Annotated in this window: 21 protein-coding genes; 11 read left to right on the top strand and 10 right to left on the bottom strand. The window is 56.5% G+C overall.

Annotated features, from left to right (window positions below):
* Position 1 precedes the first annotated feature (1 nt).
* The 11 genes from flgB (at position 2) to flgL (ending at position 10399) form a co-directional block, all read left to right on the top strand.
* Positions 2-409 carry a flagellar basal body rod protein FlgB gene (gene flgB, locus JOE25_RS12305; RefSeq protein ID WP_209635578.1) on the top strand — a complete coding sequence of 136 codons (408 nt, stop codon included), beginning with the start codon at positions 2-4 and terminating at the stop codon, positions 407-409.
* Between the two features lie 11 nt (positions 410-420).
* The gene (flgC, locus tag JOE25_RS12300) at positions 421-825 is read left to right on the top strand and encodes a flagellar basal body rod protein FlgC (RefSeq protein WP_037418983.1); all 405 of its coding nucleotides are present in this window, start codon (positions 421-423) and stop codon (positions 823-825) included.
* Positions 826-837: 12 nt separating this feature from the next.
* Positions 838-1515 (top strand): flagellar hook assembly protein FlgD, encoded by a 678-nt coding sequence (flgD, locus tag JOE25_RS12295; RefSeq protein WP_209635576.1) that lies wholly within the window; start codon positions 838-840, stop codon positions 1513-1515.
* Positions 1516-1691: 176 nt separating this feature from the next.
* Positions 1692-2915 carry a flagellar hook protein FlgE gene (flgE, locus tag JOE25_RS12290; RefSeq protein ID WP_209635574.1) on the top strand — a complete coding sequence of 408 codons (1224 nt, stop codon included), beginning with the start codon at positions 1692-1694 and terminating at the stop codon, positions 2913-2915.
* 12 nt (positions 2916-2927) lie between these two features.
* Positions 2928-3683, top strand: a complete 756-nt coding sequence (locus JOE25_RS12285; protein WP_209635572.1) for a flagellar basal body rod protein FlgF — start codon at positions 2928-2930, stop codon at positions 3681-3683.
* An 18-nt stretch (positions 3684-3701) separates the two neighbouring features.
* Positions 3702-4484: a flagellar basal-body rod protein FlgG gene (flgG, locus tag JOE25_RS12280; RefSeq protein WP_020827517.1), complete on the top strand. Its 783-nt coding sequence runs from the start codon at positions 3702-3704 to the stop codon at positions 4482-4484.
* 72 nt (positions 4485-4556) lie between these two features.
* A complete protein-coding gene (gene flgH / locus JOE25_RS12275) occupies positions 4557-5255 on the top strand; it encodes a flagellar basal body L-ring protein FlgH (protein ID WP_209636127.1) in 699 nt (232 codons plus the stop codon).
* Between the two features lie 145 nt (positions 5256-5400).
* Entirely contained in the window at positions 5401-6501 is a 1101-nt protein-coding gene (locus tag JOE25_RS12270; protein WP_209635570.1) for a flagellar basal body P-ring protein FlgI, read from the top strand.
* Positions 6501-7442: a flagellar assembly peptidoglycan hydrolase FlgJ gene (gene flgJ, locus JOE25_RS12265; protein ID WP_209635568.1), complete on the top strand. Its 942-nt coding sequence runs from the start codon at positions 6501-6503 to the stop codon at positions 7440-7442. The genes JOE25_RS12270 and flgJ overlap by 1 nt, the downstream gene beginning before the upstream one ends.
* Before the next feature lie 294 nt (positions 7443-7736).
* Entirely contained in the window at positions 7737-9383 is a 1647-nt protein-coding gene (gene flgK, locus JOE25_RS12260) for a flagellar hook-associated protein FlgK (protein WP_209635566.1), read from the top strand.
* A gap of 56 nt (positions 9384-9439) precedes the next feature.
* Positions 9440-10399: a flagellar hook-associated protein FlgL gene (gene flgL / locus JOE25_RS12255; RefSeq protein ID WP_209635564.1), complete on the top strand. Its 960-nt coding sequence runs from the start codon at positions 9440-9442 to the stop codon at positions 10397-10399.
* A 441-nt stretch (positions 10400-10840) separates the two neighbouring features.
* Here flgL and sra read toward each other — a convergent pair whose 3' ends face one another.
* The 10 genes from sra to fliJ all read right to left on the bottom strand — a co-directional run bounded on the left by sra (position 10841) and on the right by fliJ (position 17484).
* A complete protein-coding gene (gene sra / locus JOE25_RS12250) occupies positions 10841-10972 on the bottom strand; it encodes a stationary-phase-induced ribosome-associated protein (protein ID WP_209635562.1) in 132 nt (43 codons plus the stop codon).
* 380 nt (positions 10973-11352) lie between these two features.
* Positions 11353-12135: a flagellar biosynthetic protein FliR gene (gene fliR / locus JOE25_RS12245; protein ID WP_209635560.1), complete on the bottom strand. Its 783-nt coding sequence runs from the start codon at positions 12133-12135 to the stop codon at positions 11353-11355.
* A gap of 2 nt (positions 12136-12137) precedes the next feature.
* The gene (gene fliQ, locus JOE25_RS12240) at positions 12138-12407 is read right to left on the bottom strand and encodes a flagellar biosynthesis protein FliQ (protein WP_037419012.1); all 270 of its coding nucleotides are present in this window, start codon (positions 12405-12407) and stop codon (positions 12138-12140) included.
* Between the two features lie 33 nt (positions 12408-12440).
* Complete coding sequence (gene fliP, locus JOE25_RS12235; protein ID WP_245209862.1) at positions 12441-13217, bottom strand: flagellar type III secretion system pore protein FliP; 777 nt, start codon at positions 13215-13217, stop codon at positions 12441-12443.
* A complete protein-coding gene (gene fliO, locus JOE25_RS12230; protein ID WP_209635558.1) occupies positions 13214-13618 on the bottom strand; it encodes a flagellar biosynthetic protein FliO in 405 nt (134 codons plus the stop codon). Before fliO ends, fliP begins: the two co-directional genes overlap by 4 nt.
* Positions 13618-14031, bottom strand: coding sequence for a flagellar motor switch protein FliN (gene fliN / locus JOE25_RS12225; protein WP_037419017.1), 414 nt, complete (start codon positions 14029-14031; stop codon positions 13618-13620). The genes fliO and fliN overlap by 1 nt, the downstream gene beginning before the upstream one ends.
* A complete protein-coding gene (gene fliM / locus JOE25_RS12220) occupies positions 14028-15029 on the bottom strand; it encodes a flagellar motor switch protein FliM (protein ID WP_037419020.1) in 1002 nt (333 codons plus the stop codon). Before fliM ends, fliN begins: the two co-directional genes overlap by 4 nt.
* A gap of 5 nt (positions 15030-15034) precedes the next feature.
* Positions 15035-15517, bottom strand: a complete 483-nt coding sequence (fliL, locus tag JOE25_RS12215) for a flagellar basal body-associated protein FliL (RefSeq protein WP_209635555.1) — start codon at positions 15515-15517, stop codon at positions 15035-15037.
* Between the two features lie 306 nt (positions 15518-15823).
* Positions 15824-17041, bottom strand: a complete 1218-nt coding sequence (locus JOE25_RS12210) for a flagellar hook-length control protein FliK (protein ID WP_209635554.1) — start codon at positions 17039-17041, stop codon at positions 15824-15826.
* A complete protein-coding gene (fliJ, locus tag JOE25_RS12205; protein WP_209635552.1) occupies positions 17038-17484 on the bottom strand; it encodes a flagellar export protein FliJ in 447 nt (148 codons plus the stop codon). Before fliJ ends, JOE25_RS12210 begins: the two co-directional genes overlap by 4 nt.
* Positions 17485-17495 lie beyond the last annotated feature (11 nt).

Below are 17495 nucleotides of genomic sequence, written 5' to 3'. Positions count from 1 at the left end.
CATGATCGACAAACTGGACGCTGCTCTGCGCTTTGGTCAAGAGGCGCTGAACCTGCGCGCCCAGCGGCAGGAAATTCTGGCCGCCAACATCGCCAACGCAGACACACCGGGCTATCAGGCGCGGGATATCGATTTCGCCAGCCAACTGAATAAGGTGCTGGAACAGGGCCGCGTCAGCGGCAGTGGTATTGCGCTGAATATGACGTCCGCACGCCACATCCCGGCGCAGAACATGCAGCCACCGCAACTTGATCTGCTGTTCCGCGTACCGGATCAACCGTCGATGGACGGCAATACGGTGGACATGGATCGTGAGCGTACCAATTTCGCCGATAACAGCCTGAAATATCAGACCGATCTGACGTTAATTAACGGTCAGATCAAAGGGATGATGTCGGTGCTGCAATAAGGATAAGGTTCATGTCATTACTGAATATATTTGATATCTCAGGCTCTGCGCTGTCCGCACAGTCGCAGCGCATGAACGTCAGTGCCAGCAACATGGCCAACGCCGACAGTGTGACCGGCCCGGACGGTCAACCCTACCGTGCCAAACAGGTCGTGTTCGAAGTAGCGGCCGCACCTGGGCAGCCAACGGGCGGTGTGCGAGTGGCACAAGTGGTGGATGACCCCGCACCGGAGCGCATGGTGTATCAGCCCGGTAATCCGCTGGCCGATGCCAAGGGTTACGTACGTATGCCGAACGTCGACGTGGTAGGCGAGATGGTCAACACCATTTCTGCCTCCCGGAGTTATCAGGCCAACGTCGAGGTGCTTAACACCACCAAGTCGATGATGATGAAAACCCTGACGTTGGGTCAATAACCGGAGACCACCATGGCTATTGCCGCAACGACGAATGAAACGCTGGATAACACCGTTATCGGGGCTAACAGCAAAACCACCAACAGCCAGGATCTGAACAACAGCTTCTTGACACTGCTGGTGGCGCAGCTGAAGAACCAGGATCCCACCAACCCGATGCAGAACAATGAACTGACCAGCCAGTTGGCACAGATCAATACCGTTCAGGGCATCGAGAAACTTAACACCACACTGGGGTCGATCTCCGGGCAGATCAACAGCAATCAGTCTCTGCAGGCCACTGCGTTGATCGGCCATGGCGTGATGGTCCCCGGCAGCAACATTCTGGCCGGCAGCAAAGAGGGCAAGGTCAGCACCACGCCATTTGGCGTTGAGTTGGAACGTGCCGCAGACCAGGTCACCGCGACCATCACCAATGCTAACGGACAAGTGGTACGTACCATTGAGATCGGCGGTCTGACCGCCGGCGTGCATTCGTTCACATGGGATGGCTCGTTGGATGACGGCAGTGCCGCGCCCGACGGTGCCTACAAAGTGGCGATCAACGCCAAGGGCAATGGCGAACAGCTGGTGGCCCGCAGCCTGCATTTTGGCATGGTCAACGGCGTAATCCGCGATGGCAACGGCGCCAAGCTGGATCTTGGTCTGGCGGGTAGCGCCACACTGGAAGATGTTCGACAGATCTTATAGCACAACAATGTATTTCACTCGGTTATACCCAAAATAATTCGGGTCGCAGGGGCGGCCACTGAACGATTCCCGATGCGCTTCCTCAGGTAGCCGATTCGGGTGAGTCAAGGCGGTCTGCACACCTGCAGCTTGAAGTATGACGGGTATGGATGCCTAAACACTATTCGGAGAATAACATGGCCTTTTCTCAGGCAGTAAGCGGCTTAAACGCGGCAGCAACCAACCTGGACGTGATTGGTAACAACATCGCCAACTCTGCCACTTCCGGCTTTAAATCTGGCAGCGTTTCTTTTGCCGACATGTTTGCTGGGTCGCAGGTTGGGCTGGGCGTTAAGGTGTCCGGTATCACCCAGAACTTTAAGGGCGGCACCACCACCGGTACGAGCCGTGCGCTGGACGTGGCCATCACCGGCAACGGTTTCTTCCGCATGCAGGACAAGGATGGCGGTATCTTCTACACCCGCAACGGCCAGTTCAAACTGGATGAAAACCGTAACCTGACCAACATGCAAGGTCTGCAACTGACGGGCTACCCGGCAGCCGGTACGCCACCGACCATTCAGCAGGGCGCTAACCCGGTGCCGCTGAGCATTCCTGAAGGCATGATGAACGCCAAGGCTTCTTCCTCTGGTTCTATGGTGGCTAACCTGAAGTCCACGCATAAAGTGCCGGAAAACAAAACGTTCGATCCGACCAAGCAGGACTCCTACAACTACGTCAACACCATCACCGCTTATGATTCACTCGGCAATGCACACAACATCAATGCTTACTTTGTGAAGACCGACGATAACAAGTGGCAGGTCTATACCCAGGACGGCAGCGAGAAACCGGTGGATGCAGGGACGATGCAGTTCAGCACCAGCGGTAATCTGGTCAGCACCACCAGTACCCAGGGTGCAGTGGGTGATTTCAGCATGTTGATCCCGATGGGCAGCAAAGACGGTGCCCCGGCGCAGAACTTCACGCTGAGTTTTGCCGGCAGTATGCAGCAGAACGTTAGCAGCGACTCGGTGAGCAAAGTCTCGCAGGACGGCTACGCGGCAGGTGAATACACCAACTTCCAGATTAACAACGACGGTACGGTCGTGGGGATCTACTCCAACCAGCAGACGCAGGTACTGGGGCAGATCGTGATGGCTAACTTCTCCAACCCGGAAGGCCTGGCTTCTCAGGGCGATAACGTGTGGCAAGAAACCGGCGCGTCAGGTCAACCGCGCGTGGGTCTGGCAGGCGGCGGCGGGCTTGGCAAATTGGCCAGCGGTGCGCTGGAGTCGTCCAACGTCGATCTTAGCCAGGAGCTGGTGAATATGATTGTTGCCCAGCGCAACTATCAGTCGAATGCTCAGACCATCAAGACGCAGGACTCCATCCTGCAAACGCTGGTTAGCCTGCGCTAATAGGATTGAGTTATGGATCACGCGATTTATACCGCGATGGGTGCGGCACGGCAGACGCTGGACCAGCAGGCGGTCACCGCCAATAACTTGGCCAACGCCTCGACGCCGGGTTTTCGTGCCCAGTTGTCGGCGCTGCGCGCGGTGCCGGTAGACGGCCCGAGCCTGGCGACGCGTACATTGGTAACGGCTTCCACACCGGGTGCTGACATGAGCCAAGGGGCGCTGAACTACACCGCGCGTCCGCTGGACGTTGCGCTGCAGCAGGACGGTTTTTTGGCCGTAAGCCTGCCGGACGGCAGTGAAGCCTACACCCGTAACGGCAATATTCAGATCTCCCCCACCGGGCAACTGACGGTGCAGGGCGTGCCCCTGATGGGCGACGGCGGGCCGATCGAGGTACCGCCATCGGCGGAGATCACTATCGCCGCAGACGGCACTATCTCGGCGCTGAACGCGGGCGACCCGCCGAACAGCATCGCTCAGATCGGCCGACTGAAACTGGTGAAGGCCGATGCGCGTGAAGTGACGCGCGGCGATGACGGCCTGTTTCGTTTGACGCCGGAAACCCAGCAGCAGCGTGGCAATCAGTTGCCGAATGACCCGCTGGTGCAGGTGATGCCGGGCGTGCTGGAAGGCAGTAACGTCAAACCGATGGAAACCATGGTCGATATGATCGCCAACGCCCGTCGTTTTGAGATGCAGATGAAGGTCATCCACAGCGTGGATGAAAATGAACAGCGCGCCAACTCGTTGTTATCAATGAGTTAATAAGCAAGGAAATAACCCATGATCCCATCTTTATGGATTGCCAAAACCGGTCTGGATGCGCAGCAGACCAATATGGACGTGATTGCCAACAACCTGGCTAACGTCAGTACCAACGGCTTTAAGCGTCAGCGCGCGGTGTTCGAAGATCTGCTGTACCAGACCATGCGTCAACCGGGGGCACAGTCCTCCGAGCAGACGACGTTACCGTCCGGGTTGCAGATCGGTACCGGCGTTCGTCCGGTGGCGACCGAACGTCTGCACAGCCAGGGCAACCTGTCGCAGACCAACAACAGCAAGGACATCGCCATCAAGGGGCAGGGTTTTTTCCAGGTGATGATGCCGGACGGCACCCTGGCTTATACCCGTGATGGTTCGTTCCAGAGAGATCAGAACGGACAATTGGTGACGGCCAGTGGCTTCCAGGTGCAACCGGCGATCACCATTCCGGCCAATGCCTTGAGTATTACCGTAGGCCGTGACGGTATCGTCAGCGCTACCCTGCAGGGGCAAACCGCCGCCCAGCAGGTAGGCCAACTGACACTGACCACCTTTATCAATGACAGCGGCCTGGAAAGCATGGGTGAGAACCTGTATCAGGAAACCGAAAGTTCCGGTGCGCCGAACGAGAGCACGCCCGGATTAAACGGTGCCGGTCTGCTGTATCAGGGGTACGTGGAAACCTCTAACGTCAACGTGGCGGAAGAGTTGGTCAATATGATCCAGACCCAGCGTGCCTATGAGATCAACAGCAAAGCGGTATCGACTTCCGATCAGATGCTGCAAAAACTGACGCAACTGTAATTGACGGGCGCTGTTGCGCCCGTAACCCTATTTTGTGAAACAAAGGCGATACCCGTGGTAACCACATATCTGATGGAAAAGCAGCCGCAAGGAAAACGCTGGCTGGCGGCAATGGCGATGCTGACGCTGAGCGGCTGCGCTTACATTCCACATAAACCCCTGGTGGACGGTGCTACCACGGCGCAGCCAGCACCGGCGGGTGCGCCCGTGCCGAACGGCTCTATTTTCCAGACGGTGCAGCCGATGAACTACGGTTATCAGCCACTGTTTGAAGACCGTCGTCCGCGCAACATCGGCGATACCTTGACCATCGTGCTGCAAGAAAACGTCAGTGCCAGCAAAAGCTCCTCCGCCAACGCCAGTCGCAACGGCGCCAGCAAATTCGGCGTTGCCACATCACCGCGTTATCTGGACGGCCTGCTGGGCAACGCGCGTGCCGATATGGATATTTCCGGCGACAGCACCTTTGGTGGCAAGGGCGGGGCCAACGCCAATAATACCTTCAGCGGTACCATTACCGTGACGGTCAACCAGGTCTTGGTCAACGGCAATCTGCACGTGGTAGGGGAAAAACAGATCGCCATCAATCAGGGCACCGAGTTCATTCGTTTTTCCGGGGTGGTCAACCCGCGCACGATCAGCGGCAGTAACTCGGTTACCTCCACCCAGGTGGCGGACGCACGTATTGAATACGTCGGCAACGGCTATATCAACGAGGCGCAGACCATGGGCTGGTTGCAGCGCTTCTTCTTAAATGTCTCTCCGTTTTGAGTACAGGCTATTTTACGTGCCATTTTGAGGTTGGGCAGTGCTCGGGGCCGTCACGTACCGCGTGTAAGCTCCGCTCCCTGCGCGCTGTCAGCCCTCAAACTGCCTGCGACAATAACGCCTTGTGGCTAAGGTGAATGAGGTTCCAATGTTAAAGAAATTTCTAATGGTGCTGGTGATGGGCGCGCTTAGCCTGCCGGCCGCGGCGGAGCGCATTCGCGATCTGGTTACGGTGCAGGGGGTACGTGATAACGCCCTGATTGGTTACGGGTTGGTGGTAGGGCTGGACGGATCTGGCGACCAGACCATGCAGACACCGTTCACGACCCAGAGCCTGAGCAACATGCTGTCGCAACTGGGTATCACCGTGCCGCCGGGCACCAATATGCAGTTGAAAAATGTGGCGGCCGTTATGGTCACCGCCAAGCTGCCGCCGTTTTCACGTACGGGTCAGAATATTGACGTGGTGGTGTCCTCAATGGGCAACGCCAAAAGCCTGCGTGGCGGTACCTTGCTGATGACGCCGCTGAAAGGGGTGGATAATCAGGTCTACGCATTGGCGCAGGGCAACGTGCTGGTCGGGGGGGCAGGCGCGTCGGCCGGTGGGAGCAGCGTGCAAGTCAACCAACTGGCGGGTGGCCGCATCAGCAATGGCGCGACCATTGAACGAGAGCTACCGACCACCTTCGGTGCCGGTGGCGTGATTAACCTGCAACTGAATGATGAAGACTTTACGCTTGCGCAGCAGATCAGCGACGCGATCAACCGCCAGCGTGGGGGCGGGACGGCTTCACCGCTGGATGCCCGTACGATCCAGGTGCTGGTGCCGCAGGGCAACAGCTCACAAGTCCGCTTCCTGGCCGAAATCCAGAACATTAGCGTCAGCGTGGGGGCGATTGACGCCAAGGTGATCATCAACTCACGAACCGGTTCTGTCGTAATGAACCGCGACGTAATCCTGGATTCTTGTGCCGTCGCGCAGGGCAACTTGTCAGTGGTGGTCGATCGACAAAATACCGTCAGCCAGCCAACGACGCCGTTTGGCGGCGGGCAGACGGTAGTGACGCCAAATACCCAGATCTCCGTGCAACAGCAGGGGGGCTCGCTGCAAAAGGTGAATGCCAGCGCTAATTTGAACAACGTGATCCGTGCGCTGAATGCGCTGGGTGCGACACCGAACGATTTGATGTCGATCCTGCAGGCGATGCAAAGTGCCGGTTGTTTACGCGCCAAGCTGGAAATCATCTGATGGCTGGGGATTTGATGGCGATGTCGGGCGCGGCCTATGACGCCCAGACGCTAAACGGCTTGAAGCGTGATGCGGCGGCGGATCCGCAAGGCAACCTGAAACAGGTGGCGCAGCAGGTTGAAGGCATGTTCGTGCAGATGATGCTAAAGAGCATGCGCGCCGCGCTCCCGCAGGATGGCGCGCTAAGCAGCGATCAAACGCGGCTGTATACCTCAATGTACGACCAGCAGATTGCCCAGCAGATGTCGCAGAAAGGCCTGGGGCTGGCCGACATGATGGTCAAGCAGATGGGCAATGCCAATGCTGTGCCGAGTGAAACCGCAGGCCTGTCGCCGATGGCGTTGGACAACGAGGTGCTGCAAGCGCTGCCAAATCAGGCACTGGAGCAGATGATCCGCCGTGCGGTGCCGAAGGCCCCCTCGGCGGCACCAATGACGCTCAATAACGGCAACTTTGTTGCTCGACTGTCTATCCCGGCGCGGGTCGCCAGTCAGCAGAGCGGTATTCCGCATCAGCTGATTGTCGCGCAGGCCGCGCTGGAATCAGGCTGGGGGCAACGCGAGATCCCGACCGCAGAAGGGGCACCGAGTTATAACCTGTTCGGCATCAAGGCAGGCGGGAGTTGGGACGGTCCGGTGACCGAAATCACCACGACCGAGTTTGAACAAGGGGCAGCGAAGAAGATTAAGGCGAAATTCCGCGTTTACGGGTCTTACGTCGAGGCGATGGCCGACTACGTCAAACTGCTGACGAATAATCCGCGCTACGCCGACGTTGCCAATGCCCGCAGTCCTGAACAGGCGGCGCATGCATTGCAACGGGCCGGGTATGCCACCGATCCTCAATACGCCAACAAGTTGGTCAGTGTGATTCAGCAAATGAAAAACACGGGTGAGCAGGTGATAAAAGCCTATACCCATGACTTGAAGGACCTGTTCTAAATCCCCCTTCATTCCTGACGCGATAACGGTGTGGGGTGAAGGTGCTATTCGGCCCATTCGTGGGCCTTACTCCTGACGGACCAGTGCAGGCCGGTGGGTTACCCCGCTTGAGGCCGCCTTGTTGCCACGCGCATTATTGGGGGATTTGCGAAAGTTATGAATCATGAATAAAGGCCAGCAATTCCCTATCAAGTTTCCCCGTTTTTTGCCGATAACCGAGACAGGCTGAGTGAACAAACTCAGCAGCTTAATAAAACCCTGTGGGCCACCGGCACCGCAGCAAAAGGAATTCTTATGTCCAATAGCTTAATCAATACCGCGATGAGCGGACTGAATGCGGCTCAGGTGGCGCTCAGTACCGTCAGCAACAACATTTCCAACTACAACGTGGCCGGCTATAACCGCCAGACCGCCATTCTGGCGCAGAACGGCGGCTTAAGTACCATGAGCGGTTTTATCGGTAATGGCGTAACCGTTACCAGCGTCAATCGCGAATACAACCAGTTCATTACCAACCAACTGCGTAGCGCACAGGGCAATGCCGAAGCGCAGGGTGCCTACTACGAGAAAATCTCTCAGATAGATAACCTGCTGGCGAGCAAAACCAACTCGTTGTCGACCAACATGCAGGATTTCTTCACTAACCTGCAAAACCTGGTGAGCAATTCTGGCGATGACTCTGCGCGTCAGACCGTGCTGGGCAAAGCCAACGGTTTGGTTAACCAGTTCAATAACACCGACAAATACCTGCGTGATATGGACAGCGGCGTCAACCAGCAGATCAGCGACAACGCACAACAGATCAACAGTTACAGCCAGCAGATTGCCCGCCTGAACGACGAGATCACTCGCCTGCGCGGCAGCGGCGGCGAGCCGAATGCGTTGTTGGATCAGCGCGATCAACTGGTGACGGATCTGAATAAAGTGGTTGGTGTCCAGGTGACCCAACAGGATGGTGATGCCTATACGGTTTCATTCGCTAACGGCCTGACGCTGGTGCAAGGCAGCACCACTTATCAGGTGTCGGCAGTCCCTTCCAGCAGCGATCCTGCACGATTGACCCTGGGCTATGACCGCGGCCACGGTGCCAGTGAAGTGCCTGAGGGCCAGATCAATAGCGGCAGTTTGAGCGGCGTGTTCAAGTTCCGCAGCGAAACGCTGGACGGCGCACGTAACCAACTGGGGCAAATTGCACTGGCGTTGGCAGATAACTTTAATCAGCAGCACCGCGCAGGTTTCGATCTGAACGGCGACGCTGGTACCGACTTCTTCAGCTTTGGTGGAGGCCGTGTGGTGGATAACACCCGCAATACGGGTGACGCCTCACTGTCGGTTTCTTATACCGATACCAGTAAAGTGAAAGCCAACGACTACCGCGTTGAGTTCGACGGCAGCAACTGGCAGGTGAGCCGCCTGCCGGACAACGTTAAGGTGAACGCTACAGCGGGCACGGGTGCCGACGGTAAGCCTACCTTGAGTTTTGATGGCCTGCAGGTCAGCATCGACGGTAGCGCCAAAGCCAAAGACAGCTTTACCGTGAAGCCGGTCAGTGACGTGGCGGGTAGCCTGAAAGTCGCCATCAGCGACACGTCGAAAATTGCTGCTGCCGGCAAGGATGACAGCGGTCGCGGCGACAATGAAAACGCCAAAAAACTGATCGATCTGCAAACCCAAAAGCTGGTGGACGGTAAAGCCACGTTTAGCGGTGCCTACGCCAGCATGGTCAGCAGCATCGGCAACCAGACCGCCGCCGCCAAGGTGGCGACGACCTCGCAGGGCAACATTGTCACGCAGCTGGCCAAGCAACAGCAGTCGATCTCCGGCGTTAACCTGGATGAAGAGTACGGTGAGCTATTGCGTTTCCAGCAATATTACATGGCTAATGCGAAGGTGGTTGAAACTGCCAGCTCGCTGTTTGACACCCTGTTGAGTATCCGTTGATTTAATTGCCGACCGGCCTTGATGGTGCCGGTCGCTCACAGTGAGGAACCTACAGCATGCGCATGAGCACCAGCATGATGTACCAACAAAACATGTCCGGTATCACCGGCAACCAGTCGTTGTTTATGAAGGCTGCCGAGCAGCTGGCGACGGGCAAACGGGTGATCAACCCCTCTGACGATCCGCTGGCGGCATCGCAGGCGGTGATGTTGTCGCAGTCACAGGCCGAGAACAACCAGTATACGCTCGCGCGCACCTTTGCCCGGCAGAGCGTTTCGATGGAAGAAAACGTGTTGGCCGGTGCAACGTCCACCATCGCCGACATCAAAACGTTGATCGTCAACGCGGGTGGCACCAAAAGTGATAACGACCGCGACTCGTTGGCAACGCAGTTACAGGGGTTGAAAGATCAACTGCTCAATCTGGCTAACAGCACAGACGGCAATGGCCGCTACATGTTTGGCGGTTACGTGAACGATAAGCCACCCTTTGTCGATGAAGGTGGAACCGTAAGCTATAAAGGCGGTGACAAGGCGGTCGAACAGAAGGTGGACGCCAACCGTACTATGACCATCGGCCATACCGGTGATGGGGTGTTTATGGCGCTGACCAGCAACCCGAAACCTGAGCCGGACGGCAGTGCCCCGGTTGCCAACGTGTTTGAGAGCATCGACATTGCCCTGAAGGCGCTGAAAACGCCGCAGCAGGATGCGGACGACGCCACCAAGCAGCAGGTGACTGATGCCTTGGCCAAGGCGAGTCGCGGCATGGATAACTCCTACAACAAGGTGCTCAGCGTGCGTGCCGAATTGGGGAGCCAACTGCAGGAAATGGATCAGTTGGACAGCATTGGCAAAGAGCGCGACATGACCAACCAGGTGCAAATGAGTGCGCTGACGGATGCGGATCTGGCCGAGTCGATCTCTGCTTACTTTATGCAACAGGCCGCGTTGCAGGCGTCATACAAGACTTTCGGCGATATGCAGGGTATGTCGCTGTTCCAGATGAACCGCTAATTCCCGCCGATACCCGCCGTCTTTCAAGCCGCAGCGTGGTTGCCTGCACGACAAGGCCCATTCACGGGCCTTGTTTCTGGCTGCAGCCTGAAATCGATAGGCATAGCGATGATAAATCGCCTTTAGTGAGGGCGCAGCAGGCAGCGCGCGCTCAGAATGAACGGCAATAATAAACACCCGTTGTGAAGCCATAGCGGGTAACCCTTTGGGTGTGCTTAGAAGACTCTATCTCTGTAGAGAATTCTTGAAACCGGGCGCACTTGTTTGGCACGTCACTCTTTCCCCCACTAAGGTTTGAGTGACGTGCCTTTTTTTCGACAGACACAAAAAATAGATGTGTCATATCCGCCTTATTTAACGCGGTGAAACGCCAAGGTATTTATTGTGGACTGAGGAATAATTATAGATGTTATATATCTATATTTAATGATAACGGCAGCGTTATTTTTTCTTTTTAACCATTTTCCATTTCCCGTCTTTTTCCGACGGGCAGAGGGCAATCTGAATCCGGTTGGTTGCCCAGTGCGTCAGGCCCAAGGTTCTTCGTGCTCTTCGGTTGGTTTTTGCTTTCATGTCTATGCTCCTGAGAATAGAGGTAAAAACACCGCAGACAATAAATATGCCTGACCCGCCGGCTGACCCCGGTGAGTGGCTGTTTTATCCTTGCGGAGATGGAATGTGTTTTATATTTCTACTTCCCTATGCGTTCTTTTTTAATCGCGCTCCTGTATTTTATCCTGTGAAAATTAATGGATGGCAGGGTGGTTTTCTACTGATGGCTTTATATTTAACAAGGCCATTCTAAGGGGGGTATTTTATTATTCAAGGCAATAAGATTAATTGAAGCCAAATAGTGTTTATCTGTTTTTTTCAACTTTTTATAGCGAGAAAGGGGGTTTACTGCCAGTTTGTTCGGAGAGGGGCGGCCGTTAAGCCGCACGGGTTGGCTAACATTAAGGCGTCATGTTGCCGATGACGCTGGCCAGACGATCGAAGAATTCGCCGAAAAGGTGCTCACAGAACGGTGCCAGCATCGGCATCATCATACCTATGGTCATGATACCTATCGTCATGGTGACCGGGAAACCGATAACAAACACCGACAGCTGAGGGGTCATGCGATTGAGCAGGCCCAGCGCCAGGTTCAGCGTGAGCAACAGGCATATCAGCGGTAACGCCAACATCATGCCGTTGATAAAGATCAGCGAGCCTGCTTGGGTGAGCGCCAGAAAACCATTGCCATTCAAGGGTTCCGCCTGGATAGGCAGGGTATGGAAACTGTCCACCAACAGTGAAATCAGCCACAGGTGGCCGTTGAAGCTGAGGAACAGCAGCATGGCCAGCAAATTGAGTAGCCGTGCCAATACCGGCGTATTCGGCCCGCCACTGGGGTCAAAGAAGGTGGCGAATGACAAGCCCATCTGCATGCCGATCACTTCGCCAGCCAAGCGTATCGCCGCAAAGGCAAATTGCATCGTCAGGCCCAGCGCCACACCGATCAGTATTTGCTGAGCCGCCAGCCACAACCCGGCTGCGGAAAAAATGGGGACAGTACTGATTGGCAATCCGGGCGCAATCAGTATCACGATCAGCCCGCCGAGGCCAATTTTCACCTTCTTGCTGATTTGCTTTTCGCTGAAGACCGGAGCAGTACTGATGAGCGCCAGAATGCGTAGCAATGGCCAGAAGTATTGACTCAGCCAGACGCCGAACTGCGCGCTATCAAATGTGAGCATGATTAACCAATCAGATTTGGCAGATTAGTGAACAGCGTACGCATGTAATCCAGCAGCAGGTTCAACATCCATGGCCCGGCGATCACGATGGTGGCGACCACCGCCAGAATTTTTGGAATGAACGACAGCGTCATTTCGTTGATCTGGGTGGCGGCCTGCAGCAGGCTGACCACCAGGCCGCTGACCAGCGCGGCGAGCAGCATGGGGGCTGCCAGCGCCAGCGCCACTTTCATCGCTTCGGTGCCCAGTGCCATGACCGATTCGGGTGTCATTATGCTTCCTTCAGAGGTGGCGTGAGCGCCGGGTTACGAGTAAAAACTCTGCGCCAGTGAGCCGAGCAGTAACTGCCAACCATCTACCAGTACGAACAACATCAGTTTGAACGGTAGCGAGATGGTCGCCGGCGGTACCATCATCATCCCCAACGCCATCAAAACGCTGGCGACCACCAGGTCGATAATCAGGAAAGGAATAAACACGGTGAAACCAATCTGGAACGCCGTTTTTAGCTCGCTGGTGACGTAGGCAGGCAACAGAATGCGCATAGGCACCGCTTCCGGCCCCGCCAGCGGGGGTTGGTTAGCGAGTTTGGCGTACAGCGCCAGATCGGTTTCACGCGTTTGGCGCAGCATAAACTCGCGTAGTGGCTGCGCGCCTTTATCCAACGCCACATCCAGGCTGATTTTATCCTGGCTAAACGGCAGATAAGCGTCCTGATAAACCTTGTCGAACACCGGTGACATGATGAAAAAGGTCAGGAAAAGTGCCAGTCCAAGCATCACCTGGTTCGGCGGCGCTGACGGGGTACCCAGCGCATTGCGTAACAGCCCAAGGACAATGATGATGCGGGTGAAACTGGTCATCATCAGCAACATGGCGGGCAGGAAACTGAGCGACGTCAGCAACACCAGCGTTTGCACCGGCAATGACCAACTTTGGCCGCCGTTAGCCAACGGTTGGCTGATCAGCCCAGGCAGCTGTGCGAAAGCCGCCGGGCTGACTAACAGCAAGGCCGCGGTGATACCGCAAAGGCATTGCTTGCCCCGCGCAAATGAGGCGATATAAGGAACGAGGAATTTCATGCCGATTTTTCCGGGCGTTTCAGAACTTTTTGCATCAGTTGGCGAAAATCCGCCGGCGGCACCGTGTCGGCTACCGTGCTGTCTTTCGGTGGTGCGGGCAGGGTATGTAACGGCGTGATTTGCTGTGCAGTGACGCCGAGCACCAATAAGGTGTTATCCACCTCGATCACCACCACGCGCTCACGTTGTCCCACCTGACAACTGGCACGCAGGTTAAGCAGTTTGCTGTTGCGTGCCTGTGGGGCAAATCCCAGACGACGGAAAAGCCAACCTGCCAGCAGGATCAAGAGCAGGATACTGCCAAGCGCGGTGCTGACTTGCGTCAGCACCGAACCGGCCGGCAGCGCCGGCGCGGAGGATTGCAAAGTGCCTGCGTTAGGCGTGGTCGTGCTTGGATTCATCAGCGGCTCAGGCGGCGCATGCGCTCGGAAGGGGTGATGATGTCGGTAATGCGCACGCCAAACTTGTCGGCCACCACCACGACTTCGCCTTGGGCGATCAGATAACCGTTGATCATGATGTCCAGCGGTTCACCCGCCAGCCCGTCCAACGCCACGACAGATCCCTGCGACAGACGCAGCAGTTCCTTGATGGTCATTTTGGTACGGCCCAGTTCGACGGTTAATTTGACCGGGATGTCCAGGATCAGATCGATATCTTGCAGGCTGCCGCTTGCATCTTGCGGTTCCAGCGATTTGAACACGGCGTCACTTGCAGACGTTTTTTCAGTAGCTTGCTGTTCGTTAAACGCATCAGCCCACAGATCGTCCACGGATTCCTTTCCTTCGCCAGACGGTTGCTTAGGATCACTCATTTGGGCTGTTCCTCACTCAGAGCATTCAAAATAGGGTTAATCAAATGTTCAACACGCAGGGCATATTGCCCGTTTAACGTGCCGTATTGGCTGGTCAGAACGGGTACGCCGTCCACGTGGGCAATCAGGCGATCCGGCTTATCAATCGGTAATACGTCCCCTGGCTGCAACTTCAGGATCTTTGACAGCCGCATTGGGATATCGACGAAGTTGGCAATCAGTTCCAGCTCGGAATGTTGCACCTGCTTCACTAAGGTTTCACGCCAATGGCTGTCTTCCTGCCGTGAGTTTTCCAACGGCGGGTTGGTCAGCAGCTCGCGTAACGGCTCAATCATCGCAAACGGAATACAGATATTGAATTCACCGCTCAGCGCACCGATCTCCACCTGGAACGGCGTAGTCACCACAATGTCGTTCGGTGAGGTGGTGATATTGGTGAATTTCACCTGCATTTCTGCGCGCACGTATTCCACATTGATCTTGTAAATCGCGCTCCAGGCATCGCCGTAGGCGTCCAGCGCCAGGCGTAACATGCGTTTAATCACCCGCTGCTCAGTGGGGGTAAACTCACGGCCTTCCACTTTCGTTGGAAAGCGGCCGTCGCCGCCGAACAGGTTATCGACGGCGATAAATACCAGGCTCGGTGCGAACACGAATAACGCGGTGCCACGCAGCGGATTCAGGTGCACCAGGTTGAGGTTGGTTGGCACCGGCAGATTACGGGCAAATTCGTGATACGGCTGGATCTTGATCGGGCCGACGGTAATGTCCGGGCTACGACGCAGCAGGTTGAACAATCCCATGCGGAACTGCCGGGCAAAACGTTCATTGATGATTTCCAGCGCGTGCAGACGCTCGCGTACCACGCGGCGCTGGGTGGTCGGATCGTACGGCTTGACCTCGCTCTCGTTGCTGGTGACGGCTTCGGGTTCATCACCCGCGCTGTCTCCATTGAGCAAGGCGTCGATCTCTGCCTGTGAAAGAATGCTGTCGCCCATAGTGATTACCGCAATATGAAGGCAGTGAACAGCACATCGCTGACCACCTGCTTCGGTTGTCCCTTAACCAGCGGTGGGCTAAGCACGTCCTTAATTTGCGCCACCAGTTGCTGCTTCCCTTGTTCGCTACTCAGTTGACCCGCTTCCTGACGTGACAGCAGCATCAGCAGACGGCTGCGCACTTCCGGCAGGAAATCGTTCAATTGGCGGCGGGTGTTTTCGTCCGGCAAGCGTAATGTCAGGCCGATATACAACACGCGATCCGGGTTGTTATCGGGCGTCATCAGATTGACGGTGAAGGTGTCCAGCGGCATGAATACCGGTGCGGCCGGCGGTTGTGGTTTGGCGGCAGGTTGCGCGCCGCTCTGATGTTGCTTGAGCTGCCACCAGCTGTAACCGGCCGCGCCGCTGGCGATGACGGCGATCAACACCAGCAGAATGACCAGAAGGGAGCGTTTAGGGGCTGCCGGTAGGGTATTTTGAGACATAGCTAAATCAAATTCCTGTTGTTATACCCGTCGTCTTTCAAGCTGCAACCTAAGATCTCGCGGGTATATAGCGCGTGTAAAAGCCGCACGCATGACATAATTTATCCAAAATAATTGGAGTTGCGTCGCGACGGCCTGGTTGTCAGTCCCCAAGCGCATAGATAACTATGTGACCGGGGTGCGCAAACGCAGCCAACAATGATGCAGCTTCAACTATGACGGGTAGCGGTATTATCGCGTCTATTCCGGCGTGCAATAGCCAGAATAGACAGAGAAAAGCGTGCCAGCTTGGACGTTTGCGGTGGCTCAGGCGAAAATATCAACGCCGCTGACGGCGCGGGCCATCGCCTGCAATTCCAGCGGCGCGCTGAGAGCCTCACCGGTCAGATTGCTGTCACCGTGGCGATCGCGGTAATCCGGTCGGCCCTGCTGCTCAGCGTTTTGTTGCTGTGCCTGTTGCCACTGGGGTGTGGATTCCCCCCCGACGCTGCTTTGCCCCAGATTGATGCCGCTCTCTGCCAATGCATGACGCAGTTGCGGCATGGCGGCTTCGACGGCGGCACGTACCTGACCTTGTGCGGAGGCAATGTGCAGGTGGGCCTGATTGTCATCCAGCTTGAGGGTGATTTGCAGCGCCCCCAGTTCTTGCGGATGCAACCGCAGCTCGGCACTTTGCTGGCCGTTGCGATGGAACATCAGGACCTGTTGGTTCAATGCCTGCTGCCATTCTGGGCTGCCAAGTTGGGCGTTCAACTGGGGGGTTGGCGGCGCAGTGACCAGCGAGGTCGCGGGTGCCGATGCGGCTATCGGGCTGGACACCGGTGGAGCCATGTGAGGATTAACCGCTGCCTGAGGTTGCGCGTCCGCGCTGAATTTCAACGCGGCGGTATCCATCTTGTCGTGCGTTGCGGCTGTCTGTTGCGGGCTGTCCGCGCGGCTTTCAACGTTGAGCGGATCTTTGGCCAGCGTTGCCGGGGTTTTCTGTACGTCGGCTATCGGGCTGCCCTTGGCGTCTGGTTGTTTACCCAGTGCGGCGGTCAGCAGGGCGGCAGGTTGAGTGGCATCCTGATCACCTTCAACGGTAAGTTTGGCGGTGCCTGGTACAGAAGGGGGAGTGGCGATGGGCAGCATCGCGAACAGGGCTTGCAGTGTGGCTGCGTCGATCTCACCGGCAGGCCGCAGAGCAACGTCTTGAGGCTGCTGATCTGAGGGCAGCTCTTCGTCGGCGTCGCTGGCTAACGGCTGATTACCACGTAATAACGAGGGCGTAATAAGCCCATCGCGCTCGCCGAAGGCGGCCAGAAGCTGCGTCAGTTGGTTGTGGCTGAGCGGGCTTGATTCACCTTCTGCGTCCAGTGCCGTCGGTGACAGTTTTCCTGCGGACTTGTCGGCAGGTAGCACGCGTGCACCGAGCAGTTGGGCAAAGGCGGAGGAGAGCGCTGACTCGTCCAGCGGCGCCTGTGCGTCCGGCAGTAAACCGGTCTCGCTCTGAGACGATATGCCCGGCAAAGCGTTGAGATTCATTGTTGTAGATTCCTTTGTGCACTGCGTTGAGCGAACTCATCCATCAGTTTTTGATCCCGTTTGTTCTCCAACTGCTGCTCCGCGCTCTGGGCACGGGAGTGCAGGGTTTCGAAGGCATTCAGCCGTTGCTGCTTGTCTTGCCAGTGCTTCATGGCGTGGTCGACCTTCTGCCCCCACTGCGTCAGCTGTTGGCGATGTTGGGTAATGGCCTGTTCCAGCGTGCCGATAAACTGCTGGTAGTTCTGCCAATTTGACGACTCCATGCCGCCACTCAGTTGGTTATTCAGCTTCTGGCGGTACTCATCCTGATAATTGAGCAACATGGAAAGCTGCTGCTCAGCGGCTTGTTGTGCCTTGCGTACCTGACCCAATTGCTGCGTTGCCTGTTCCACCGCATCCTGCGCCAGATCGCGCAGGGTAATGAGGGGTGACTGTGGTTTCATCGGATTTGCGC

The sequence above is a fragment of the Serratia sp. PL17 genome (assembly GCF_017832355.1).
Taxonomy (GTDB): domain Bacteria; phylum Pseudomonadota; class Gammaproteobacteria; order Enterobacterales; family Enterobacteriaceae; genus Serratia.
The sequence above is the reverse complement of the archived record's forward strand: the minus strand, read 5'-3'. Positions and strand labels throughout refer to the sequence as shown.